20 protein-coding genes and 6 tRNA genes are annotated in these 23349 nt (G+C 38.9%); 17 read left to right on the forward strand and 9 right to left on the reverse strand.

Annotated features, from left to right (window positions below):
* Nucleotides 1–284: 284 nt before the first annotated feature.
* From I2494_RS15195 to I2494_RS15245, 11 genes are all read left to right on the forward strand, one after another.
* Complete coding sequence (locus tag I2494_RS15195; protein WP_218467715.1) at nt 285–1373, forward strand: LPS O-antigen chain length determinant protein WzzB; 1089 nt, start codon at nt 285–287, stop codon at nt 1371–1373.
* 151 nt (nt 1374–1524) lie between these two features.
* Nucleotides 1525–2415 carry a dTDP-4-dehydrorhamnose reductase gene (rfbD, locus tag I2494_RS15200; protein WP_218467716.1) on the forward strand — a complete coding sequence of 297 codons (891 nt, stop codon included), beginning with the start codon at nt 1525–1527 and terminating at the stop codon, nt 2413–2415.
* Nucleotides 2416–2624: 209 nt separating this feature from the next.
* Entirely contained in the window at nt 2625–3173 is a 549-nt protein-coding gene (gene rfbC / locus I2494_RS15205) for a dTDP-4-dehydrorhamnose 3,5-epimerase (RefSeq protein WP_218467717.1), read from the forward strand.
* Between the two features lie 61 nt (nt 3174–3234).
* Nucleotides 3235–4485, forward strand: a complete 1251-nt coding sequence (locus tag I2494_RS15210; RefSeq protein WP_218467718.1) for a flippase — start codon at nt 3235–3237, stop codon at nt 4483–4485.
* Between the two features lie 15 nt (nt 4486–4500).
* On the forward strand, nt 4501–5514 hold the full coding sequence (locus I2494_RS15215) for an EpsG family protein (protein ID WP_218467719.1): 1014 nt from the start codon (nt 4501–4503) through the stop codon (nt 5512–5514).
* A 25-nt stretch (nt 5515–5539) separates the two neighbouring features.
* A complete protein-coding gene (locus I2494_RS15220) occupies nt 5540–6337 on the forward strand; it encodes a glycosyltransferase (protein WP_218467720.1) in 798 nt (265 codons plus the stop codon).
* A 7-nt stretch (nt 6338–6344) separates the two neighbouring features.
* Entirely contained in the window at nt 6345–7379 is a 1035-nt protein-coding gene (locus I2494_RS15225; protein WP_218467721.1) for a polysaccharide biosynthesis protein, read from the forward strand.
* Between the two features lies 1 nt (nt 7380).
* Complete coding sequence (wbjC, locus tag I2494_RS15230; RefSeq protein WP_218467722.1) at nt 7381–8484, forward strand: UDP-2-acetamido-2,6-beta-L-arabino-hexul-4-ose reductase; 1104 nt, start codon at nt 7381–7383, stop codon at nt 8482–8484.
* Entirely contained in the window at nt 8484–9614 is a 1131-nt protein-coding gene (wecB, locus tag I2494_RS15235) for a non-hydrolyzing UDP-N-acetylglucosamine 2-epimerase (RefSeq protein ID WP_218467723.1), read from the forward strand. Before wbjC ends, wecB begins: the two co-directional genes overlap by 1 nt.
* Entirely contained in the window at nt 9614–10813 is a 1200-nt protein-coding gene (locus I2494_RS15240) for a glycosyltransferase family 4 protein (RefSeq protein WP_218467724.1), read from the forward strand. The genes wecB and I2494_RS15240 overlap by 1 nt, the downstream gene beginning before the upstream one ends.
* Before the next feature lies 1 nt (nt 10814).
* Complete coding sequence (locus I2494_RS15245) at nt 10815–11219, forward strand: WbuC family cupin fold metalloprotein (RefSeq protein WP_218467725.1); 405 nt, start codon at nt 10815–10817, stop codon at nt 11217–11219.
* A gap of 52 nt (nt 11220–11271) precedes the next feature.
* On the opposite strand, the gene cysZ is transcribed toward I2494_RS15245, so the two are convergent.
* Nucleotides 11272–12033, reverse strand: a complete 762-nt coding sequence (cysZ, locus tag I2494_RS15250) for a sulfate transporter CysZ (RefSeq protein ID WP_218467726.1) — start codon at nt 12031–12033, stop codon at nt 11272–11274.
* Nucleotides 12034–12250: 217 nt separating this feature from the next.
* Here cysZ and zipA point away from each other — a divergent pair, with 217 nt between their 5' ends.
* The 3 genes from zipA to I2494_RS15265 all read left to right on the forward strand — a co-directional run bounded on the left by zipA (nt 12251) and on the right by I2494_RS15265 (nt 15505).
* Nucleotides 12251–13153, forward strand: coding sequence for a cell division protein ZipA (gene zipA, locus I2494_RS15255; protein ID WP_218467727.1), 903 nt, complete (start codon nt 12251–12253; stop codon nt 13151–13153).
* A 91-nt stretch (nt 13154–13244) separates the two neighbouring features.
* Nucleotides 13245–15266: an NAD-dependent DNA ligase LigA gene (ligA, locus tag I2494_RS15260; protein ID WP_218467728.1), complete on the forward strand. Its 2022-nt coding sequence runs from the start codon at nt 13245–13247 to the stop codon at nt 15264–15266.
* A gap of 23 nt (nt 15267–15289) precedes the next feature.
* Complete coding sequence (locus I2494_RS15265) at nt 15290–15505, forward strand: DUF3820 family protein (RefSeq protein ID WP_218467729.1); 216 nt, start codon at nt 15290–15292, stop codon at nt 15503–15505.
* An 86-nt stretch (nt 15506–15591) separates the two neighbouring features.
* Here I2494_RS15265 and I2494_RS15270 read toward each other — a convergent pair.
* From I2494_RS15270 to I2494_RS15290, 5 genes are all read right to left on the reverse strand, one after another.
* Nucleotides 15592–15678, reverse strand: a tRNA-Leu gene (locus I2494_RS15270).
* Between the two features lie 69 nt (nt 15679–15747).
* Nucleotides 15748–15823 (reverse strand) — tRNA-Lys (locus I2494_RS15275).
* Nucleotides 15824–15829: 6 nt separating this feature from the next.
* Nucleotides 15830–15905: transfer RNA gene (locus I2494_RS15280), tRNA-Val, on the reverse strand.
* Nucleotides 15906–15945: 40 nt separating this feature from the next.
* Nucleotides 15946–16021, reverse strand: a tRNA-Val gene (locus I2494_RS15285).
* A gap of 62 nt (nt 16022–16083) precedes the next feature.
* A tRNA-Val gene (locus tag I2494_RS15290) sits at nt 16084–16159 on the reverse strand.
* A gap of 247 nt (nt 16160–16406) precedes the next feature.
* On the opposite strand from I2494_RS15290, the gene gltX reads away from it, so the two are divergent.
* The gene (gene gltX / locus I2494_RS15295) at nt 16407–17822 is read left to right on the forward strand and encodes a glutamate--tRNA ligase (RefSeq protein ID WP_218467768.1); all 1416 of its coding nucleotides are present in this window, start codon (nt 16407–16409) and stop codon (nt 17820–17822) included.
* Between the two features lie 213 nt (nt 17823–18035).
* Nucleotides 18036–18111: transfer RNA gene (locus I2494_RS15300), tRNA-Ala, on the forward strand.
* Nucleotides 18112–18197: 86 nt separating this feature from the next.
* Here I2494_RS15300 and I2494_RS15305 read toward each other — a convergent pair.
* Nucleotides 18198–19175 (reverse strand): isoaspartyl peptidase/L-asparaginase family protein, encoded by a 978-nt coding sequence (locus I2494_RS15305; RefSeq protein ID WP_218467730.1) that lies wholly within the window; start codon nt 19173–19175, stop codon nt 18198–18200.
* A 596-nt stretch (nt 19176–19771) separates the two neighbouring features.
* On the opposite strand from I2494_RS15305, the gene I2494_RS15310 reads away from it, so the two are divergent.
* Entirely contained in the window at nt 19772–21001 is a 1230-nt protein-coding gene (locus tag I2494_RS15310) for an Nramp family divalent metal transporter (protein WP_218467731.1), read from the forward strand.
* Nucleotides 21002–21050: 49 nt separating this feature from the next.
* Here I2494_RS15310 and mgrA read toward each other — a convergent pair whose 3' ends face one another.
* A complete protein-coding gene (gene mgrA, locus I2494_RS15315; protein ID WP_218467732.1) occupies nt 21051–22043 on the reverse strand; it encodes an L-glyceraldehyde 3-phosphate reductase in 993 nt (330 codons plus the stop codon).
* An 82-nt stretch (nt 22044–22125) separates the two neighbouring features.
* A complete protein-coding gene (locus tag I2494_RS15320) occupies nt 22126–23163 on the reverse strand; it encodes an NADP-dependent oxidoreductase (RefSeq protein WP_218467733.1) in 1038 nt (345 codons plus the stop codon).
* Nucleotides 23164–23349: the final 186 nt, after the last annotated feature.

Genomic DNA, 23349 nt, shown 5'->3' on the forward strand with positions numbered 1-23349 from the left:
CTATTTGTGTACATATGTTGTGTGGCGGTTAACTTGCGATTGAGAGTTAACTGAGTATAATCAGCCGCAACAAGTACACCGTACTATCAAACAGTATAAGTTATAGACAAAATTATCTTTGTGACTAGCTTAGGAAAAAGTAACTAACCTTAATTATACCCATTGGTGTCCTACATTACTTTTTTACCACGCCTCTGGGAGCTGTAACCTAGGGGCGGTAGCATGCTTGAAAAGCATTAGAGCTCCCCCTTAAATACATTAAATTTCAACTAATTGGAATAGCAATGAGTAATAAAGAACAATCTCAGTCGCAACCTCAGTCGATGATTGCTGGTTACTATCCCCTGTATCAAGCTCCACAAAACGATGATGATATAGATTTATTTGATTTTATTGCACAACTTTGGAAGAAAAGGCGTTGGATTGTTGGTTGCATGCTGGTAACCACACTTTTAGCGGCAGTCTATGCATTTACAGCTGAAGAGCAGTGGACGGCAACTGCTGTGGTGGATGCGCCTGGGTTTAGCTCCATGAATAACTATTATCAAGGGACAAGGTTATTGGAGGGGAATGTTGACAAGTCAATCTCATCAGAAGAGGTGGCTGATAAATTATTTAAGCAATTTATTTCGCAAGCGAGTTCTTATAATGAATTAAGTAAGTTTATTAGTGAAAGTGACTATTTTAAGAAATTAGTTGAAGGGAAGAGTGAACAAAAAAGAGCTAAATTACTTAATGAAATAATTAGTGATGTAAAGGTTACTAAAGAAAAAGATAGTTCGATTTACTCTTTTAGCTTTCCTGCCACTACTTCAGCAGAAGCCAAAAAACTCTTAGAAAAATATATTGAAATGGTAAATGCCAATGTTAGCCAGGTTCAGTATGCTCAATTAACGTCTCAAATAGAGAATAAAAAACAAACACTCCAAAATCAGATGCTAGCTATCAAGAAAGTTGCTGAAGAGCAACGCTTGGAAGAAATTAAGAATATCAAAATGGCACTCACTGTTGCTGAAAGAACTAATATCCAAAAACCAGAGATAACGGGTTTAACTAAACTAGATAGTAATAGATTATTTTTACTGGGAAAAGATGCGCTTAGTGCGATGTCTGAAAGTATTGAAAAACAACCATTGGTGCTGGGCGATGATTATTATAATTTGCAACGTCAGTTGATTAACTTGATCAATTTTAAAGTTAATAGTACTGATGCTAAAGGGTTTAGTTATTTGAAGAGTCCGATCTTGCCTATTGAAAACGATAAGCCTAAAAGAATAATAATATTAAGCATTGGCCTTTTCTTGGGGTTGGTAGGTGGTATTGGAATAGTTTTATTATATAATGAAATTAAACGTCGAAAAATTGATAAGTAAAATAAAGTTACTTACCAATATAAGTAATTTGTGGGTTAAATAGCATATTTTCTGTTTTTATATTTGACCGTAAGTAAATTATATAGCTAAATGATGAATTAAAGTGATATATACCAATAACATAATTAATAATAGATAGAGAAATTTTCAGATGAAGATTCTTTTATTCGGTAAAAATGGTCAAGTTGGCTGGGAGCTTCAACGTTCTCTGACACCATTAGGTAATGTTATTTCAGTTGATGTTCATTCAACTGAATATTGCGGTGATTTTAGTAATCCTGGAGGTATCGCCAAAACGATACAAGAAATTAGACCCGATATAATTGTTAATGCTGCAGCTTATACGGCTGTGGATAAAGCTGAAGATGAACCTGAGTTTGCGCAATTAATTAATGCTACGAGTGTAGAGATTATTGCTAGAGAAGCAGAGAAGCTAGGGGCATGGTTTATTCATTATTCTACTGACTATGTATTTTCGGGAACCGGAGATACAGCTTGGGTAGAAAGTGATATACCTTCACCATTGAATATTTATGGGCAAACTAAACTGGCAGGGGAAAAAGCGATTCAAGATCATTGCAAAAAATATTTAATTTTTAGAACTAGTTGGGTCTATGCTTGCAGAGGTGATAATTTTGCGAAGACAATGCTACGACTGGCAAAGGAACGAATGGAACTTTCTGTAATCAATGATCAGTTTGGAGCTCCGACAGGGGCTGAGTTATTAGCTGATTGTACAGCCCATGCTATAAAAACAGCATTATATCAGCCTAAGGTTGCTGGGATATATCATTTGGTTGCATCAGGAACAACAACTTGGTATGGATATGCTGATTTAGTTTTTAAAGAAGCTAAAAATGCGGGATTAATTCTAAAAATTAATAAAGTTAACCCTATACCATCAAGTTCTTATGTCACACCGGCTAAACGCCCTGCAAACTCAAGACTAGATACAACTAAATTTCAACAAACATTTGATATAACTTTGCCTGCTTGGAATGTGGGTGTTAAGCGTATGTTAAATGAGTTGTTTTCCTTCTAATGGTATCATTGAATATACTAATAAAATTATATGAATCATTCAAAATACCGATACCTATAAAAGAAAAGTGTTAATCGTTTATAGGAACTTTATATAATTTAAAACACTTTGTATTATTCAAAATTTTTATCCATCACTAATAGTAAATAGAAAAATGATTTCATCATTGTTTATAGTAATGTTAATCAGAGATAATTTAGGGTATTTAAATGAATGTCATTAAAACAAAAATTCCTGAAGTGTTAATTTTTGAACCTAAAATTTTTGGTGATGAGCGTGGATTTTTTTTTGAGAGTTTTAGTCAAAAATATTTTAATGATATCATTGGTTATCCAGTAAATTTTGTTCAAGATAATCATTCTCAATCTTCAAAGGGAGTGTTACGAGGATTACACTATCAATTACCTCCATATGCACAAGGAAAATTAGTACGCTGTGTCGTGGGTGAGGTTTTTGATGTTGCTGTAGATATTCGACGGAGCTCTCCAACATTTGGTCAATGGGTTGGAGTAAATTTATCGGCAGAAAATAAGAAACAATTATGGCTCCCTGAAGGGTTTGCTCATGGTTTTTTGACTTTAAGTGAAACTGCAGAGCTTTTATATAAGACTACAAATTACTATGCTCCTCAATATGATCGAGGAATTATATGGAATGATGAAACAATAAAAATTGAATGGCCTCAACTTGGTGATTTCATTATGTCAAATAAAGATTTGATTCAGCCGTTGCTAAATGAGAGTGATGATTTTTTATGATAACTGGTTATAGTTATCATTGTAATAGTGATGTATTTTTTTACGTCATAAGAGTTTGCTCATGAGTTTGATAAGAAATAGTATTTTAAATATTGGTGGATATATTCTGCCTGGATTAATATCTATTCCAGCCTTGGGCTATATGGCAAGAGTCATGGGAATGGAGAAATTCGGTATTTTTACTCTTGCGCTTTCATTGGTAGGCTATGCGAGCATATTTGATGCGGGGCTTACTAGAGCTGTTGTAAGAGAAATTTCAATAAATAGAAATAATATTGAAGTTAGTCGGAAGATAATATCTACAGCAACACTTTCTCTTTTGGCATTGGGATTTTTAGGTTTTTTTATAATTATCATTAATGCATCATTTATCGTTAACATATTAAATGTAAGTTCTAATATAGTAGATGATGTGAAATTTTCTATATATATATTAGCCTTGACTGTACCTATATTTTTACTTAATCAATTATGGTTTGCAATTTTAGAAGGAAAGGAACAATTCGTTATATTGAATGTTCAAAAGAGTATTAGTGGCAGTTTAGTTAGTGGTCTTCCTGCAATATTTATATTATATAATAATAATATTATATACGCTATGTTAGCATTATTGATTAGTCGTATTGTTTCATTAATGGTGACTTTTTTTCTTTCAAAAAAAATAATATTATCTTCCGGTACCGTTTTTGATTATTTAACATTTAAACGGTTAATTTCTTTTGGTGGATGGATAACTGTAAGTAATATTATTAGTCCCATCATGGCATATTTTGATCGTTTTGTTGTATCGCATTTTTTCGGTGCTAATAATGTTGCTAATTACAGTGCTCCTTCGGAAGGGATTTCTCGATTATTGATAATTCCGGGCGCTTTAGCACGCGCAATTTTTCCAAAATTGAGTTATTCAAATAGTCATGTTGAAAAAAATAGAAATAAAAGAATTGCTTATATTTTGATATGTATATGTTGTTTTCCGATTGTTTTTATTGGTTGTTATTTTTCTGAAAAAATTATGCTGTTATGGATGGGACCAGAGTTTATTGGTACTCCTGTGATCATCTTTCAGATATTATTATTTGGATACTTTTTTAATTCCCTTGCTCATATACCTTTTGCTAGTATTCAGGCTTCTGGTTATGCTCGGTGGACAGCAATTGTTCATATATTAGAGCTTCTACCATATATAATTTTATTATATTTGTGTATTGATCACTTTGGAATTATTGGTGCAGCTATTGCGTGGTCTCTTCGTGTCACTTTTGATTTTATTCTTTTATTATTAATTGATAATAGATTAAATTCTAATCTGTAAATTTGAGATGGTTAAATGGTATATTTACTCTCCATATTTCTATTTAGTTGCTGGGCATATTTAGTTGACAAAAATAAAATATATAAATTGAATTTGATTATTCCAATTATGTTAATTGGAATAATATTTTCTTTTAATCGCCAGAATCAGGATTATCAAGCATATTTAGAAATATTCAAAATTCCAGAATCTTATGCTGAAATTGGCTATATTTCGTTAGTTTCAATTGTTAAAGAGTTAGGTGGTTCTCATGAAACTATAGTATTTTTTTTAGGGGTGTTAGTTGCAATTACATTCTATAGAATGGCTATATTAACTAAACTACCTGCATTGTTAATTATACTATATATGATCTTTCCAATGCCTATAGATGTTGTTCAAATTAGAAATACATTTATGGTATTGTTTTTTATAAATTCTTTAATTGATTTTTATAGATCAAATATAATACGCTCAAGTATATTTATATTTCTTTGTATTTGTTTTCATAGCGTAGGTGTTCTTTATCTGATATTTTGGACTTCTTTATTTTTTAGAAATAAAAAATATTTTAGTTATGTAATTAAAATTGGTATTGTATTATCATTTATAATTGTACCTTTTGCTATCAAAGCGTTGTTAATATATTTTAATACTAGAACTCTATCTGCATATATATCAAATGATATAAAGTGGCATTCTATTTTTATTTGGGGTGTTCCATTTTTATTTGATCTCTTTATTTTGAAATTAATGATAAATAAATATCTTTATGATGCAGAGAGAAAAAAGTTAGCAAGGATACTATATACTATTTTAATGGTCATAACGTTATTTATGCCATTCTTGTTGTATGTGGATGAAATAAATAGATTGTTTAGAAATGCTGTTGTTATAAAGTATTTTTTAGCCTGTATAGTATTACCTTCAGTGCCTAAGTTAAATAGAATGATATTTATATCTTATTTAATAGCTTTTGCTGTTATTATTGGTATTTATTATGTGGTTCAGATTAATTATGATTATATAATATTTAGTTTTCCAGAATGAGTTTTATTATTCCATAGAGGAAAAAATGATTTATTACATATGTGTTAATTTTAATAATTCACTATATACAGAGAAATTTATAGAAAGTGTTTGTCTTCAGGGGCCAAACACTCATGCATTAATTGTTGATAATTCGTCTAATTTAAATGAGTTAGATAAGGTTGAAAGAATATGTAATAACTACAAGCAGGATAAAGTTACGCTGATTAAAAATAAAGAGAATATTGGATATTTTGGTGGGTTAAATATTGCTATCAGGCAGATTGATAAAGAGAGTCCTATAATTATTGGCAATAATGATCTGTTTTTTGATGATAACTTTACAAAGATACTGAATAATAAAAAGTATCCAGATGATGTTATGATTATTGCACCAAATGTTATCACCAAAGATGGTTACAATCAAAATCCTCATTGTAGAAAAAGAGTAAGCACGATAAGAAAATTTTTGTATGAAATTTATTTTAAGTCATATAGCGCAGCTAAGATTTTAACTTTTGGTAGCAAAATTGTAAATTATATTCGCGGCGGAAGAAACAATTCATTCGACCAAGACTCTGGCTATATACATATGGGTATCGGGGCTTGTTATATATTATTACCGTCATTTTTTAAGTATTTTGAAGAGCTTGATGATAAAGTTTTTTTGTATGGAGAAGAAGCTATTTTAGCCGGTCAGTTAATGAAGGTTGGGGGAAAAATGTATTATGACCATGATTTAATTGTTCATCATGAAGAAAGTGCTACTTTATCAAAAGTTCCGTCAAAAACTAAATATAATTATATGAAAGACTCTTACCCTAAATATAAAAAGTATCTTTGAGGTTTGTATGTTTAAAAATAAGAAATTGTTAATTACTGGTGGTACAGGGTCATTTGGCAATGCAGTACTTCGCCGTTTTCTGGATACAGATATTGATGAAATTCGTATTTTTAGCCGTGATGAAAAAAAACAAGATGATATGAGGAAGAAATATAATAATCCGAAGCTAAAATTTTATATTGGTGATGTTCGTGATTGCTCAAGTATTTTAAATGCATCACGTGGCGTTGATTATATTTATCATGCTGCGGCGCTGAAACAAGTACCATCTTGTGAATTTCATCCGATGGAAGCAGTTAAAACTAATGTATTGGGCACAGAGAATGTACTTGAGGCAGCCATTACCAATCAAGTCAAACGTGTCGTTTGTTTAAGTACCGATAAGGCAGTTTATCCAATTAACGCGATGGGCATATCCAAAGCGATGATGGAAAAGGTTATGGTTGCTAAATCACGTAATCTTAACAATACGAATACCATTATTTGTGGTACTCGTTATGGTAATGTTATGGCTTCTCGAGGCTCTGTTATTCCGCTTTTTGTTGACCTTATTAAAGAAGGTAAATCTCTGACTATTACTGACCCCAATATGACACGTTTTATGATGACTCTGGAAGACGCTGTTGATTTAGTGCTTTATGCATTTACCAATGGTAGTAACGGAGATATTTTTGTTCAAAAAGCTCCAGCCGCTACTATTGAAACTCTTGCGATTGCATTGAAAGGTCTTTTGAATGTTCCTGAGCACCCGATAAACATAATCGGAACTCGTCACGGAGAGAAACTCTATGAGGCGCTGCTGAGTCGTGAAGAGATGATTGCCGCTATAGATATGGGGGATTATTATCGTATTCCTCCTGATTTACGCGATTTAAATTATGGGAAATATGTTGAACAAGGTGATAAACGTATTTCAGAAGTTCAAGATTATAATTCCCATAATACCCACCGTCTGGATGTTGAGGGTATGCAGAAGTTATTACTTAAACTTCCTTTTATAAATGCACTGCGTGCCGGAACAAATTACGAACTGGATGCGTAATATGAAAATTCTTGTCACTGGTTCTGAAGGTTTTATTGGCCGTAATCTTTGTCTTCGTTTGGAAGAAGTCGGCTACAACGATCTGATCAAAATTGATCGCACAGCTACTGAAGATGAACTGTTATCTGCTGTTAAAGCTGCTGATTTTATTTTTCATTTAGCGGGTACTAACCGCCCGAAGGATGACAATGAGTTTCAAATTGGTAACTCTGAGCTAACCCAGAAGATCATCGACACATTAGTAGAAAGTAATTTGACGACACCTTTTATGCTGAGTTCTTCGACTCAGGCAGAATACGATAATCCTTATGGTAAAAGTAAAGCTGCGGCAGAGATAGCCTTAAATAATTACGTACAGAAAATGGGTGCGAAAGCCTTTATTTACCGCTTCCCAAATGTTTTCGGAAAATGGTGTCGGCCAAATTACAATTCATTTGTTGCAACCTTCTGTTACAATATTGCTTCTGATATCGAAATTTCTATTCATGATCCTGCTGCCGCAGTAACATTGGTTTATATAGATGACGTTTGTTCCGAATTAATCTCTTTGCTACAAAACACATCTTTAAGTGGTTACAGAACAGTCAGCCCGGAATACAAAACAACGGTTGGTGAAGTTGCTGAATTACTTTATAAGTTTAAAGAAAGTCGCCGTACACTTATTACCGAAGCTGTAGGAACTGATTTTTGCCGTGCGTTATATTCAACTTGGCTTAGTTATCTTTCTCCTACACAGTTTAGTTATTCAGTTCCATCTTATAGTGATCAGCGCGGTGTTTTCTGTGAAATGCTAAAAACGCAGGATTCTGGTCAGTTCTCCTTTTTTTCCGCACATCCAGGTATTACTCGAGGTGGACATTATCATCATTCTAAAAATGAAAAATTTTTAGTTATTCAGGGAAGCGCTTGCTTTAGATTTGAACATGTTATTACAGGTGAGCAATACAGCTTAGATACTTCGTCTGATAGCTATACCATAGTTGAGTCTGTTCCTGGCTGGACTCATGACATAACAAATACAGGCGAAAATGAGCTAATCGTTATGTTATGGGCTAATGAAATATTTGATAAGTCTGTACCTGATACTATACCGAGAGCTTTATAATGAAAAAAATGAAGGTGATGTCTGTAGTAGGTACCCGTCCTGAAATTATTCGTTTGTCACGGGTGTTAGCGAAATTAGACCAATTTTGCGATCATATTATCGTACATACGGGTCAGAACTACGATTTTGAACTTAACGAAGTTTTCTTTACTGATCTTGGTGTCCGTAAACCAGACTATTTTCTTAACGCTGCTGGTAAAAATGCAGCTACGACTATTGGTCAGATTATTATCAAAGTTGATGAGGTTCTGGAAGATGTTCAACCAGAAGCTATGTTAATTCTGGGTGATACCAACTCTTGTATTTCAGCCATACCAGCTAAACGTCGCAAAGTGCCTATCTTCCATATGGAGGCGGGAAACCGTTGTTTCGATCAGCGAGTCCCTGAAGAGACAAACCGCCGCATTGTTGATCATACAGCGGATATCAATATGACTTATAGCACTATTGCCCGTGATTATCTATTGAGCGAAGGACTTTCTCCTGACAGAGTGATCAAAACAGGTAGCCCAATGTATGAAGTCTTAAATCATTACATGGAGCAGATTGATCGTTCAGATATTCTTGAACGTTTAAAGTTGAAGGAAAATACTTTCTTCGTTGTTAGTGCGCATCGTGAAGAAAATGTTGATTCACCGAAGCAGCTTGAAAAGTTGGCTCATATATTAAACACACTTGCAGAACAATATGACCTACCGGTTATTATTTCTACTCACCCTCGAACTCGTAATCGTATTGAGGCTGCCGGGATTGAATTCCATAAGAATATACAGCTTCTAAAACCTATGGGTTTTCACGACTACAATCATCTGCAAAAGCATGCCTTAGCAGTATTATCTGATAGCGGTACAATCTCGGAAGAGTCATCAATTATGAATTTCCCAGCGCTAAATATTCGTGAAGCCCATGAGCGTCCGGAAGCAGTTGAAGAAGGTTCTGTGATGATGGTCGGTTTGGAAATAGAACGCATTTTACAAGCTTTAGATATTATTAAAACGCAGCCTAGAGGCGAAAATCGTTTACTTCGTCAAGTCTATGATTACAGTATGCCAAATGTTTCAGATAAGGTTGTTAGAATTATTCATTCTTATACTGATTATGTTAAACGAGTGGTTTGGAAAGAGTATTAATGAAACTTGCCTTAATCATTGATGATTATTTGCCTCATAGTACGCGAGTAGGAGCGAAAATGTTCCACGAATTGGCTCTTGAGCTTTATTCCAGGGGACACAAAATTACAGTTATTACACCAAGTTACCAACAAGATAATGAATTATATATTGAGAAAATTGATGGTATTACTGTATGGCGTTTTAAAAATGGTCAAATAAAGAATGTGGGTAAGATTCGACGAGCAATAAATGAAACTTTGTTGTCATTTAAGGCATGGCGGGCAATTAATTCATCCGTAATGTCTGATTCTTTTGACGGTATTGTTTATTATTCCCCTTCTATTTTTTGGGGAGGAATAGTAAAAAAAATTAAAAAACGTTGTAACTGCCCAAGCTACCTTGTTCTGCGCGATTTATTCCCACAATGGGTAATTGATGCAGGAATAATAAAACAGGGGTCATTAATTGAAAAATACTTTAGATTTTTTGAGCGTCAATCTTATAAGCAGGCAAATAAAATTGGTCTTATGTCAGAGAATAATCTAGAATTATTTTGTTCGATTAATAAAAATTACTCTTGTGAAGTATTACATAATTGGGCTAGCGTGAACCATGTATCTTCTCGTGATGATGATTATGTTAGTATTAGAAATAAGTTGAATATTCAGGATAAAATCATTTTTTTCTATGGTGGAAATATCGGTCATGCACAAGATATGGCAAATTTAATGCGTCTGGTTAAACGAATGCAGGTGTATGAAAATGCTCATTTTTTATTTATCGGGCAAGGTGATGAAGTTACATTGATCAATCAATTAGCTAAAAAATGGAATTTGTCGAATTATTCTTATTTACCATCGGTTGATCAAAATGAGTTTAAACGTATTCTTTCAGAAATAGATGTTGGTCTGTTTTCTCTATCAGTACATCACTCTGCACATAATTTCCCAGGTAAATTACTTGGATATATGGTGGAGTCATTGCCAATTTTAGGAAGCGTAAATGCAGGAAATGATTTGTTAAATATAATAAACAATCATAATGCAGGCTTAATTCATATCAATGGTGAGGATGAACTTCTGTTTTCTTCAGCTTCAAAGCTTTATCGCGATAATTCATTACGTAGTGAACTTGGATGCAATGCTAAGAAATTATTGATTGAGCAGTTTTCTGTAAATTCAGCTGCACAACAGATTGAAAGAGGATTGGGTAATTAAAATGCGAATGATAGATCGAAAAATTATTGAGGAGCTTTATAAACAAGCTAATATTTCAGAGAGAAAACGAGCGCACTACCAATTACATTATTCTCACCAAGATAAAGTTCAGCGTTTATTGATTGCTTTAATCAAAGGAAGTTATGTTGAACCACATTTTCATGAGTTACATAATCAATGGGAAATGTTTAGTGTGCTGGATGGTTGTATTAGAGTGTGTATTTATGATGAGGGAGGTGACATTATAAATACATTTTTAGCTGGGCCAGGAGAAAATAGCTCATTGGTTGAATTTTCTCCTGGTGAAATTCACAGTGTAGAATGTATTTCTAACCAAACACTTATGCTAGAAATTAAAGAAGGGCCTTTTGACCCTAATTATGCGAAAGCTTTCCCTAAATGGTAAGTAGTCGTCGCTATACTTATTTTGTATATAAACAATTTACCATATTTATTTCTTAAGTATTTTCAACCAACTTCCCCCGATACCTCTCAACCCACATCGCCGTAGCACCACACACGGCAACCGGCATAATAAACAGATTAAGAAACGGTATCATGGTAAACAGGCTAACGACTGCGCCGAACTGTATGTTTCGGATTTTTTCCTGACCCAGCGTTAATTTCATATCTTTAAAACTGACTTTGTGGTTATCGAAAGGGTAGTCATTGTACTGAATGGAAAGCATCCAGGCGCTAAACAGAAACCACAAAACAGGGAATATCGTTTGACCAACACCAGGAATGAAATAGAGAATCAATAACAGCAGGGCTCGAGGCAGGTAATAAACCAGTTTTAGCCATTCGCGTTTCATTATACGTGGAATGTCTTTAATGATGCTGGTATCAGGTAATGGTTTTCCTGTCAGTTTAGCTTCAAGTTTTTCTGCCAGTAGGCCATTAAATGGTGCCGCGATCCAGTTAGCTATGGTACTAAACAGATAACCAAAAATTAGCAAAATTGTGATCACTGCCACAGGCCAGAGCAAATAACTCAGCCACTGTAGCCAGTTTGGAACATAGCTCATAATAGTGGGGATCCACTCACCTAACTGGTTGTATAACCACCAGAATGCCCCACCGATTAGCAAAATATTGATTAACAAGGGAAGGATAACAAAGCGTTTGATACCAGGAAGAGTAACAAGCTTAAAGCCTTGTGTGATATAGTGAAAACCACTTTTAGCGGTTTGGCCATATTGATCAGATTGTATTGTCATGCATTAAAAGTTCCAGTTATAAACGCAAATCAGGTTATCATATTCTATGATAAATACATTGCGAACTTTGTGAAGACTAAAAAGTAAGCAAAAAAGTAAAAAAACGTATTTATCGACAATAAAATCAAGCACAGGCTTGCACTTGGATACGCGGACAAATAGATTAGTAGGGTGAATGTTTGCCGCGGTGGCATGTATTAGAAGAGCAGAGATAGCGATGATGCAGAATTTGCGTCTAGTATTGATAGTTGTTGGAGCTATAGCAATTTTAGCGTTGTTAATACACGGTTTATGGATCAGCCGTAAGGAACGCTCGTCAATTTTTCGGGATAAACCACTGAAGCGTGGGATAACACAGGAAAACTCAAAACCTTTTGATTCTTTAGAGGAAGGGGTTGGAGAGGTTCGTATTCGTCCTGTTTCAGTATCTCGAACCGATCCATTATCTGCCCAGGAACCGGTTGTGGAAAATGATCCATTGCCAGAGTTCTCATTAGTATCAAATGAGTTGAAACAGCCAGAATCTGAATTAGAACTGGAGCCTGAAGATGATAAGGTTTCACCAATTCAGATGTCTTTTGATGATGTTTTAGCTTTTCCGGAAGAACCTAAAGCTGCAGAGCAAAAAACAGATGAAGTTATTGCTGTTTCAGAACAGGTACAGGAAGAGACTAAAGCCCAGTTAACTGATAAACCACAGGAACTGGTCATTGTATTGCATGTTTCGGCTTTGAATGGCGGTAGTATTGCTGGCGATGTACTACTACAAAGTATTCTGCATGCAGGATTTAAGTTTGGCGCGATGAGTATATTTCATCGCCATGTGGATCCTGCTGGAAGCGGTCCGGTATTGTTTAGCCTGGCAAATATGGTTAAGCCTGGTTCGTTTGATCCGGAAAATATGGCTGACTTCTCAACACCAGGTATATCCATGTTTATGATGGTGCCATCTTATGGTAATGCTCATCAGAATTTTAAACTGATGCTTCAGTCGGCACAACGTATTGCGGACGATGTTGGTGGCGTGGTTTTAGATGATGCCCGCCATATGATAACTCCGCAAAAGCTTGAAACTTATAAGGCCCAAATCAGAGAAGTACTTGAGAATACATCCAAGTAATCATAATGAGTAAGGCTACTAGTTAATTATCTGTTTATTCAATAAAACCCCCGCCAGCCGGGGGTTTTTTATCATTATCAGTGAGTGAGTTATGGAATCCCTTAAGCAGCGCTTGATTGAACTTTGCGAACAATTGCGTCATCACGAATATCTGTACCATGTTCTTGATGCACCAGAAATTCCTGATGCTGAATACGATCGTTTGATGCGTGAACTGCGTGACATTGAAGCTGCTCATCCTGAATGGATTACCGATGATTCACCAACACAACGGGTTGGTGCAGCCCCGCTATCTGCATTTGAGCAGGTAACCCATGAAGTTCCCATGTTATCGCTGGATAACGTATTTGATGAACAAAGCTACTTAGCTTTTGATAAACGCTTACACGATCGCTTAAAGAGTGATGAAGAGATAACGTTTTGTTGTGAACTGAAGCTGGATGGTTTAGCCGTCAGCCTGTTGTATGAAGATGGTCGTCTGGTACAAGGAGCCACCCGGGGAGATGGCACAACTGGAGAAAATATTACTTCGAACGTGAGGACGATTGGGGCCATTCCTTTACGTTTGACCGGAGAGAATATTCCGCGTCGTCTTGAAGTTCGGGGTGAAGTTTTTATGCCGCAATCAGGCTTTGAACAGTTAAATGAGCACGCGCGACGCAACCATGAGAAAGTGTTTGCTAACCCACGTAATGCCGCAGCTGGATCTTTAAGGCAACTGGACCCAAGGATTACAGCTAAAAGGCCATTAACGTTCTTTTGCTATGGTGTGGGTTTGATCGATGGGGGAGAGCTTCCTGATAGCCACTGGGAGCGTTTGATGCAATTTAAGCGTTGGGGATTACCTGTCAGCGATCGTATTCGGCTATGTAAAGGTAGTCAACAGGTACTGGATTTTTATCATCAGGTTCAGGAGCAGCGTCCCAATCTTGGTTTTGATATTGATGGTGTTGTTATCAAGGTAGATGATTTAGCCCTGCAGAGAGAACTGGGATTTGTGGCTAAAGCACCTCGCTGGGCAACGGCATTTAAGTTTCCAGCCCAGGAACAGATGACGGTATTACGTGACGTTGAATTTCAGGTAGGGCGTACCGGCGCAATAACGCCAGTTGCTCGTCTGGAGCCAGTTACTGTTGCCGGCGTCACTGTTAGCAATGCGACTTTGCATAACGCCGATGAAATTGCACGATTAGGGCTCTGTATCGGTGATACGGTGGTGATTCGCCGTGCAGGTGATGTTATCCCTCAAGTAGTGGGAGTTATCGCCTCAGAGCGTCCCTCAGACGCAAAAGAAATTATTTTTCCAACTGATTGCCCGGTATGTGGTTCAAGTGTTGAAAAGATTGAGGGCGAAGCGGTAGCTCGCTGTAGCGGTGGTTTAGTTTGTCCTGCACAAAGAAAAGAATCTCTGAAACATTTTGTCTCTCGTCGGGCAATGGATGTGGAAGGGATGGGAGATAAGATCATTGAGCAGTTAGTGGATAAAGAGTATGTCCATACGCCAGCGGATTTATATCGTCTGTCGATTGGTATTCTGAGTCGCCTTGAACGTATGGGGCCAAAGTCAGCACAGAATCTGGTTGAAGCTCTGGAAAAATCGAAAAATACCACCTTTGCTCGTTTTCTGTTTGCTCTGGGTATTCGTGAGGTTGGAGAGACTACGGCGGCTAATCTTGCCAGCCATTTTGGTTCTCTTGAGGCTTTGCAAGCTGCGGATATGGATATGCTTAAAACCGTACAGGATGTCGGGGAAGTTGTGGCCAAACACACCTTTAATTTCTTACGTGAAGAGCATAACCAGAAAATTATTAACGAACTAACCGGCCCGGAAATAGCGATTCACTGGCCGGCGCCTGTTGTGATTGTCGCCGAAGAGATAGATAGCCCTTTTGCGGGGAAAACGGTAGTACTTACTGGCTCACTGAGTCAAATGTCCCGGGATGATGCTAAAGCCAAATTAATTGCCTTAGGCGCAAAAGTTAGTGGTAGCGTATCGAAAAAGACCGATATGGTTATTGCCGGCGAAGCTGCGGGTTCAAAATTGGCTAAAGCCCTGGAGTTGGATATTCCGGTGATTGATGAAGCAGAGATGATTCGTTTGCTTGGCGCATAAGCAATAAACAGGATATTAATGGAATGATAGAGAAAGAGCATTTGCTTCAGATTGCCAACACGCCAATGCCGTTTGGTAAATATAAGGGCAGAATGTTGGTAGATTTACCTGACGAGTATCTATTGTGGTTTGCCAAAAAAGGTTTTCCGGTTGGCTCATTAGGGCAATTGATGGAGCTGACGTTAGCATTAAAAATAGAAGGGCTGGATAGTGTTATCCGGCCGTTAAAACGCGGATAAGGTTATTTGGAGTCTGATTTTTCAGGCTCTTTTTTTATATGGATTGTTAACAGAAACAGAAGACAAGTGGGAAGCTGAACTTGAAATGGTGCCCGGGGCGAGACTTGAACTCGCACGGCGTTGCCGCCGAGGGATTTTAAATCCCTTGTGTCTACCGATTCCACCACCCGGGCCACGCTGGAAGTTTATATAAAAAAAGCGCTTTGAGCGCCATTTCTAACTTTTTACAAACTATCCATAATTGGTGGGTCGTGCAGGATTCGAACCTGCGACCAATTGATTAAAAGTCAACTGCTCTACCGACTGAGCTAACGACCCAATTAATGGTGGGTGATGACGGGCTCGAACCGCCGACCCCCTCCGTGTAAAGGAGGTGCTCTACCAACTGAGCTAATCACCCAAAACTATATACTGCTATTTTTACTACACTACACAATTAATGGTGGGTGATGACGGGCTCGAACCGCCGACCCCCTCCGTGTAAAGGAGGTGCTCTACCAACTGAGCTAATCACCCAAAAACTACATGCTGTTATTTTTACTGCGTTTTTACTGCACTACATAAAACTACACAAAGAATGGTGGGTGATGACGGGCTCGAACCGCCGACCCCCTCCGTGTAAAGGAGGTGCTCTACCAACTGAGCTAATCACCCTTCTCGTGTGGAGGTGCATTATAGGGAACCGTCCAACTGAGTCAATGATTTTTTGAATGAAACTGACTGTTCGTCGTAATTTTAGTCAGTATGGCAAATTCTTTTTAAATTTATCTCTGTTTTCAGTGCGCCTTGAACATTGAGGATTCAGCATGGAGTGATAGAATGTGCCCCACTATAGTGAAAGACAGATATTAAATTGATCTTTGCTGATTAAATCTTGCAACAAGGCTAACGCTCAATGTCCATGAAAATAAAAACACGTTTTGCTCCAAGTCCAACCGGTGATTTACATGTCGGTGGTGCCCGTACCGCGCTTTATTCCTGGCTGTTTTCACGTCATTTGGGCGGTGAGTTTGTTTTACGAATTGAAGATACCGATCTGGAGCGTTCAACCCAAAAAGCAATCGATGCGATTATGGATGGTATGAACTGGTTAGGTATTGATTGGGATGAAGGTCCCTATTTTCAGACCAAACGTTTTGACCGTTACAATGCCGTTATTGATGAAATGTTAACTGCCGGTACTGCTTATAAGTGTTATTGCTCGAAAGAGCGTCTGGAAGCACTACGTGAAGAGCAAATGGCTCGCGGTGAAAAAGCGCGTTATGACGGCCACTGCCGCCATGACCAGTGTAACCATGCTGATAATGAGCCTCATGTAGTACGCTTTCTGAATCCGCAGGAAGGTTCGGTTATTTTTGATGACAAAATCCGTGGCCCGATTGAAATCAGTAATCAGGAGCTGGATGATTTGATTATCCGTCGTACCGATGGTGCTCCAACCTATAACTTCTGTGTGGTGGTTGATGACTGGGATATGGAAATTACTCACGTGATCCGTGGGGAAGACCATATAAACAACACGCCTCGTCAAATTAATATTCTGAAAGCTTTGGGCGCGCCTATTCCTGAATATGCTCACGTCTCAATGATTCTGGGTGATGATGGTCAAAAGCTGTCTAAGCGAAATGGTGCGGCTAGCGTGATGCAGTATCGCGATGCGGGTTATTTACCGGAAGCACTGTTGAACTATCTGGTTCGTCTGGGCTGGTCACACGGCGATCAGGAAATCTTTAGCGTTGATGAAATGAAGCAACTATTTACTTTAGATGCCGTAAGTAAATCAGCCAGTGCCTTTAATACTGAAAAGTTACAGTGGTTAAACCACCACTATATTAACCATTTACCACCAGAGTATGTGGCAGTTCATCTATCATGGCATATTCATGAGCAAGGTTTTAATACTCAGAATGGGCCTCAGTTAGTAGAAATTGTCCAATTGCTGGGTGAACGCTGTAAAACGCTGAAAGAGATGGCGGAGTCTTGCCGTTACTTCTATGAAGAGTTTGATGAGTTTGATGCTGATGCGGCGAAGAAACATTTGCGTCCGGTAGCTAAAGAACCTCTGGATTTGGTTCGGGCCAAATTAAGTGCGATTAGTGACTGGACTGTTGAGAATGTACATCATGCAATTGAAGGCACTGCGACTGAATTGGAAGTAGGGATGGGCAAAGTTGGTATGCCGTTGCGTGTTGCTGTAACTGGATGTGGTCAGTCTCCGGCCGTTGATGCAACTGTTCATGCCGTGGGTAAGTCTCGTAGTCTGGCTCGTATCGATCGTGCACTGGCATTTATTGCTGAGCGTGAGTCACAGCAATAAATGCAGTAACTCAAAGACTTTTAGATGAGTAATGGAAGCCGGACTGTAAAAAGTCCGGTTTTTTTATTTTTCTGTCTATAAATTCACAGCTTTGCTCTCTTTTTCAGCATTCAGATTAAATCTGCAAATTAGCCGTTGACAGACATCCCCGATGTTTCATATTATGCGCCCGTCCTGATGATGTTGTTACCAGACACACATCATATGATATTTGGGGTTATAGCTCAGCTGGGAGAGCGCTTGCATGGCATGCAAGAGGTCGGCGGTTCGATCCCGCCTAGCTCCACCAAATTCGAAGAAGCCGACTGAAAAGTCGGCTTTTTTATTGTAAGCTGGGTTGAGGCCTTGCGCGATCCTCCTACCACATACCAACCACTAATCCCGATAAATATTCACATACACCGCTTGCCCCACTCGGCCAATACCGCGATACATTCCTTCGCTATTAAACGGTGTGGCTACATTTCCCTTTGAGTCGATGGCGATTAAGCCTCCGCGTCCATTAATTGCGGGTAACTTTTCCATAACGACTTTATTTGTTGCTTGTTCTAATGACATTCCCGCATATTCCATCATGGCGGAAACGTCATAGGCAGCAACGGTTCTCATAAACATTTCCCCGGTACCGGTAGTGGATACTGCGACAGTGTTGTTATTGGCATAGCAGCCAGCGCCGATTAGAGGTGAATCACCAACTCTGCCCACTTGTTTGTTGGTCATGCCGCCGGTAGAGGTGGCTGCTGCCAGATTGCCGTGGATATCGATAGCCACGGCACCTACAGTACCGAATTTTTTATCAGGATCGATAGGCTCGCTTTGTGGTTTTTGAGTAGCCTGAGTTGCTCCGTCGTGATCCAGTACAGCACCACTTTGCTCTAGCAAGGCACGTTGAAGCTGCTCGTAGCGCGCTTCTGTGAAGTAGTATTCAGGTTCTACAAATTCAATTCCCTGAGTTTTGGCAAATGCTTCAGCGCCATCACCAATAAACAGTACGTGATTACTATGTTCCATTACGGCACGCGCTGCCAGAATAGGATTACGTATATGAGATACACCTGCAACAGCACCAGCATTTAACGTAGCACCATCCATAATTGATGCATCAAGTTCGTTGGTTCCTGCATGAGTGAAAACTGCGCCTTTTCCGGCATTGAAAAGGGGGTTCTCTTCCAATAATCTCACCGCTTCGGTTACTGCATCCAGTGCGCTTCCTCCGGCGGCAAGAATGATTTGACCGGCAGTAACTATCTCGGAGAGCGATTGACGAAATTCCAACTCTTTTTCTGCGGTCATTGCTGTTCTGGTAATAGCACCAGCGCCACCATGGATGGCAATTACGGGAGTGAGTGTCATAGTTTTTCGAGTCCGCTGTTTGATGTGTTTAGTTTAATTTTAAATTAATTGAATTATGCGCAACTGAATATTAGATCTACTGGACTATAAGTTTTTTGATTGCTGTACGTAAAGAGGAAAATGGCTGAGAAATAGTAGATATCTCCGATTAATTGTCAGTGGATATGACCGCGTTTTATTCAATTGATTAAAGGATATGAACAATTTTTTATTTTCATATATTAATTTAAATTCAATTGCTTATAAGTTTTTTCTTCAGATTTATTCTTTTATGGAATCAAGAAGATATTTTTACTGCGAACAGCTATAACGGATTATATTGTTTTACTCTATAGCTGATGCTTGGATGTTATTAATTAATTTAATTATTGTTACACATGGTTTCTTAATTGTTGCATTTATGGGGTGTAGTATAGTCTACTGTATTATAATAACCGCAATATTTACGTTGATTTAGGTAATACAGCTTCTGGTTTTTGATGCGGATTATTATCTGGCTGTTTGATTGCGCCTATCTGAACGATAAGTGTAATTAAGTTGATATTTGAATGAGAATCATTATCATTTAATTGTGTAGTGATTCGGAGATTATATCCATGTCAGATTCAGGTGCCATAGTTCAGTCAGGTAAAGTATCGAGAAAGATTAGACTTGCTCTGATGGGACCTGCTTTTATTGCGGCCATCGGTTATATCGACCCGGGTAACTTTGCGACTAATATTCAGGCTGGTTCAGCTTTTGGCTATCAGCTGCTGTGGGTTGTCGTCTGGGCCAATATCATGGCAATGGTGGTACAGCTTTTTTCTGCCAAGTTGGGAATTGCGACCAATAAAAATTTGGCAGAACATATTCGCGATCGGTTTCCACGTCCGATCGTCTGGTTTTATTGGGTTCAGGCTGAGTTAATTGCGATAGCAACCGATTTGGCTGAGTTTATTGGCGCAGCAATTGGATTCAAACTATTGCTGGGTGTAAGTTTGTTAAACGGTGCCGTGATAACCGGTATCTGTACCTTCCTGATTTTAATGCTACAGAGTAAAGGGGATAAGCCTTTAGAGCGGGTAATTGGCGCTTTTCTGCTGTTTGTTGCCGGAGCCTATATCATTGAATTGGTATTTTCGTCCCCTGATGTTACTGAGCTGTCTGCCGGTATGCTAATACCCGGGCTACCAAATAACGACGCGGTATTTCTGGCTGCAGGAGTATTAGGCGCTACTATCATGCCCCATGTTATTTACCTGCATTCTGCATTAACGCAAAATTCCAAAGGTAGCAGAGAAGAACGCTATTCAGCCACGAAATGGGACGTGGCAGTGGCGATGACAATTGCTGGTTTTGTTAATTTATCGATGATGGCAATGGCGGCGGCAGTATTTCACTTTCATGGGCAAACAGGAATTACTGAGCTTGATCAGGCTTATGTCACACTGGAGCCCCTGTTAGGTAAATTTGCAGCGGTGACCTTTGGTCTTAGTTTGGTGGCAGCGGGTCTATCTTCTACTGTTGTTGGAACCATGGCCGGGCAGGTTGTGATGCAAGGTTTTATTCACTTCAGAATACCGCTTTGGCTACGCCGTGCAGTGACGATGCTGCCATCGTTTGTTGTGATTATGAGCGGTATGGATGCGACTCGTATTCTGATTGTCAGTCAGGTATTTCTTAGTTTTGGTATTGCGTTGGCGTTAATTCCACTATTGAGTTTTACCGGAAACCGCGAGCTGATGGGGGATTTAGTTAATAGCGTATTGATGCAAAATATTGGCCGGGCGATTGTCGGGCTGGTAGTCAGTCTGAATATCTATTTGCTAATCAGCTTCTTCTTATAGCAGACAGCCGCCACCATAAACCTAATGGCGGCTATCTGAGTTAACTATCCTATTTGGATAGAATAGTTTCTATCTCATTAAGTTCCTGCGGGCTAAATTCCAGATTGTTCAATGTAGCCACTGCATCTTCGATTTGGCTGACTTTGCTGGCGCCAATCAATGCTGAGGTCACTTTCCCTTCTCGTAAAACCCAGGCCAGCGCCATTTGAACCAGTTTCTGTCCACGGCGTTGGGCAATTTCATTCAGTTGACGAATTTGAGTTACTCGAGCTTCTGTTAACTGGTCGCTGGTGAGGAAAGGGCTGTCACTGGCGATCCGGGAACCTTCCGGAATACCCGATAGATAGCGATCGGTTAAAAGACCACCAGCTAAAGGTGAGAAGGCAATTGAACCAACACCTTCTTCTTGTAAAACCTCTTGTAATCCATTTTCAATCCAGCGTTCAAACATAGAGTATTTAGGCTGGTGAATCAGACAAGGTGTTCCCAGTGAATTTAGAATACGAATAGCCTCTTTGGCTTTATCCGCAGGATAGTTAGAAAGTCCGACATACAGCGCCTTACCCTGACGAACAATTAAGTCCAGGGCTGACATGGTTTCTTCCAGTGGCGTATCAGGATCGGGACGATGGTGATAAAAAATATCAACATAGTCGAGACCCATACGCTTCAGGCTTTGATCCAGGCTGGAAACCAGATATTTTTTAGAACCAAAGTCTCCATAAGGGCCCGGCCACATGGTGTATCCAGCTTTAGAAGAGATAATCATTTCATCACGATAGTGCTGAAAATCCTGCTTCAAAATACGCCCAAAATTAATCTCTGCTGAACCGGGAGGGGGACCATAGTTATTTGCTAAATCAAAATGGGTAATGCCTGCATCAAAAGCAGTACGGATCATTTCACGACTGTTTTCATACAGCGTGACATCACCAAAATTGTGCCAAAGGCCAAGTGATATTTTTGGCAGCTGAATTCCGCTGCGGCCACAACGGGCATATTGCATAGAGTCATACCGTTGTGGATTGACGAAGTGGGACATTCATATCTCCTTAGGAAGGTACACGAGGTTTGCTGGTGTACCGAATAATAAAATCAGATAAATCGTAGCTGAGCCATGATAATTAGTTCTCATTACCTAGCTGAATAACTAACTTTCCGAAGTTCTCGCCTTTTAACCGGCCGATAAAGGCATCAGGTGCATTTTCTAATCCCTGAACCAGATGTTCCCGGTATTTGATTTTTCCTTCCGCTACCCATTGCCCCATTTGCTGGATGAATTCGCCAAAATGGTGGGCATAGTCATTAAAGATAATGAATCCCTGCATGCGAATTCTCTTTTTCAAAATAATACTTTCAAGCAGACTGAGCCGGTCAGGGCCATCAGGTAGTGCAGTGGCATTATATTGCGAGATGATGCCACAAACCGGGATACGGGCACGTGGATTTAACAGAGGAAGAACAGCATCAAATACTTTACCGCCTACGTTTTCATAATAGATATCAACTCCCTGAGGGCAAGCCTTGGCCAACTGTTGAGCTAAATCTGACTGGTAATGGTCGAGACATACATCAAATCCTAATGTTTCTACCGCATAACGACATTTCTCAGCACCGCCAGCAATACCAATGACCCGGCATCCTTTTAGCTTGGCTATTTGGCCTACGGTTCCGCCCACAGGCCCCGTTGCTGCAGCGACGACCAGCGTCTCTCCTGATTTGGGTTGACCTATATCTAAAAGCCCCATATAGGCGGTAAATCCCGGCATTCCGAGAATTCCTAATGCATAAGAAGGATGAGGAATAACGCTATCCAGCTTGATAATGCCTTGGCCATCTGTCACCACATAATCTTGCCAACCAGCCTGACCAACTACCCAATCACCAGCCTGGAATTGAGGATGATTCGATTGCACCACTTTACTAACGGTACCTCCAACAATGACGTCATCTATCTCCATTGGTGGAGAATAAGATGGAGCATCGCTCATGCGCCCTCGTACATATGGATCCAGAGAGAGGTAGACGGTACGTAGTAATAATTCCCCCGCACCAGCAACAGGAATTGGCTGTTGTTCCAGACGAAAATCATTTGTAGTAGGGGCACCATAAGGGCGGGAGGCAAGAACAATACGGCGGTTGATATTTGGGCTTTGACTCATAATGCCTTCCTTTATTAATACAGATAAGGGGAAACTGAGCTTTATTCGCGTAACACAAAGTACCTCTAATCATGGTCAATAGACAGCATTTGTGTTTGTTTAATTAAGCGAAAAAATGAAAAGCCAGGCAGGAGAAGGGATCGCTGAATAGCAGAAATAAAAACGCCACGATAATCAGTGGCGTTT

The sequence above is a fragment of the Limnobaculum allomyrinae genome, from assembly GCF_016649425.1.
GTDB classification, from domain to species: domain Bacteria; phylum Pseudomonadota; class Gammaproteobacteria; order Enterobacterales; family Enterobacteriaceae; genus Limnobaculum; species Limnobaculum allomyrinae.

What these genes read in the sequence shown, in the direction of transcription:
- I2494_RS15195 (WP_218467715.1), top strand. Translation starts at nt 285, where the DNA reads ATGAGTAATAAAGAACAATCTCAGTCGCAACCTCAGTCGATGATTGCT.
- rfbD (WP_218467716.1), top strand. Translation starts at nt 1,525, where the DNA reads ATGAAGATTCTTTTATTCGGTAAAAATGGTCAAGTTGGCTGGGAGCTT.
- rfbC (WP_218467717.1), top strand. Translation starts at nt 2,625, where the DNA reads ATGAATGTCATTAAAACAAAAATTCCTGAAGTGTTAATTTTTGAACCT.
- I2494_RS15210 (WP_218467718.1), top strand. Translation starts at nt 3,235, where the DNA reads ATGAGTTTGATAAGAAATAGTATTTTAAATATTGGTGGATATATTCTG.
- I2494_RS15215 (WP_218467719.1), top strand. Translation starts at nt 4,501, where the DNA reads ATGGTATATTTACTCTCCATATTTCTATTTAGTTGCTGGGCATATTTA.
- I2494_RS15220 (WP_218467720.1), top strand. Translation starts at nt 5,540, where the DNA reads ATGATTTATTACATATGTGTTAATTTTAATAATTCACTATATACAGAG.
- I2494_RS15225 (WP_218467721.1), top strand. Translation starts at nt 6,345, where the DNA reads ATGTTTAAAAATAAGAAATTGTTAATTACTGGTGGTACAGGGTCATTT.
- wbjC (WP_218467722.1), top strand. Translation starts at nt 7,381, where the DNA reads ATGAAAATTCTTGTCACTGGTTCTGAAGGTTTTATTGGCCGTAATCTT.
- wecB (WP_218467723.1), top strand. Translation starts at nt 8,484, where the DNA reads ATGAAAAAAATGAAGGTGATGTCTGTAGTAGGTACCCGTCCTGAAATT.
- I2494_RS15240 (WP_218467724.1), top strand. Translation starts at nt 9,614, where the DNA reads ATGAAACTTGCCTTAATCATTGATGATTATTTGCCTCATAGTACGCGA.
- I2494_RS15245 (WP_218467725.1), top strand. Translation starts at nt 10,815, where the DNA reads ATGCGAATGATAGATCGAAAAATTATTGAGGAGCTTTATAAACAAGCT.
- cysZ (WP_218467726.1), bottom strand. Translation starts at nt 12,033, where the DNA reads ATGACAATACAATCTGATCAATATGGCCAAACCGCTAAAAGTGGTTTT.
- zipA (WP_218467727.1), top strand. Translation starts at nt 12,251, where the DNA reads ATGATGCAGAATTTGCGTCTAGTATTGATAGTTGTTGGAGCTATAGCA.
- ligA (WP_218467728.1), top strand. Translation starts at nt 13,245, where the DNA reads ATGGAATCCCTTAAGCAGCGCTTGATTGAACTTTGCGAACAATTGCGT.
- I2494_RS15265 (WP_218467729.1), top strand. Translation starts at nt 15,290, where the DNA reads ATGATAGAGAAAGAGCATTTGCTTCAGATTGCCAACACGCCAATGCCG.
- gltX (WP_218467768.1), top strand. Translation starts at nt 16,407, where the DNA reads ATGAAAATAAAAACACGTTTTGCTCCAAGTCCAACCGGTGATTTACAT.
- I2494_RS15305 (WP_218467730.1), bottom strand. Translation starts at nt 19,175, where the DNA reads ATGACACTCACTCCCGTAATTGCCATCCATGGTGGCGCTGGTGCTATT.
- I2494_RS15310 (WP_218467731.1), top strand. Translation starts at nt 19,772, where the DNA reads ATGTCAGATTCAGGTGCCATAGTTCAGTCAGGTAAAGTATCGAGAAAG.
- mgrA (WP_218467732.1), bottom strand. Translation starts at nt 22,043, where the DNA reads ATGTCCCACTTCGTCAATCCACAACGGTATGACTCTATGCAATATGCC.
- I2494_RS15320 (WP_218467733.1), bottom strand. Translation starts at nt 23,163, where the DNA reads ATGAGTCAAAGCCCAAATATCAACCGCCGTATTGTTCTTGCCTCCCGC.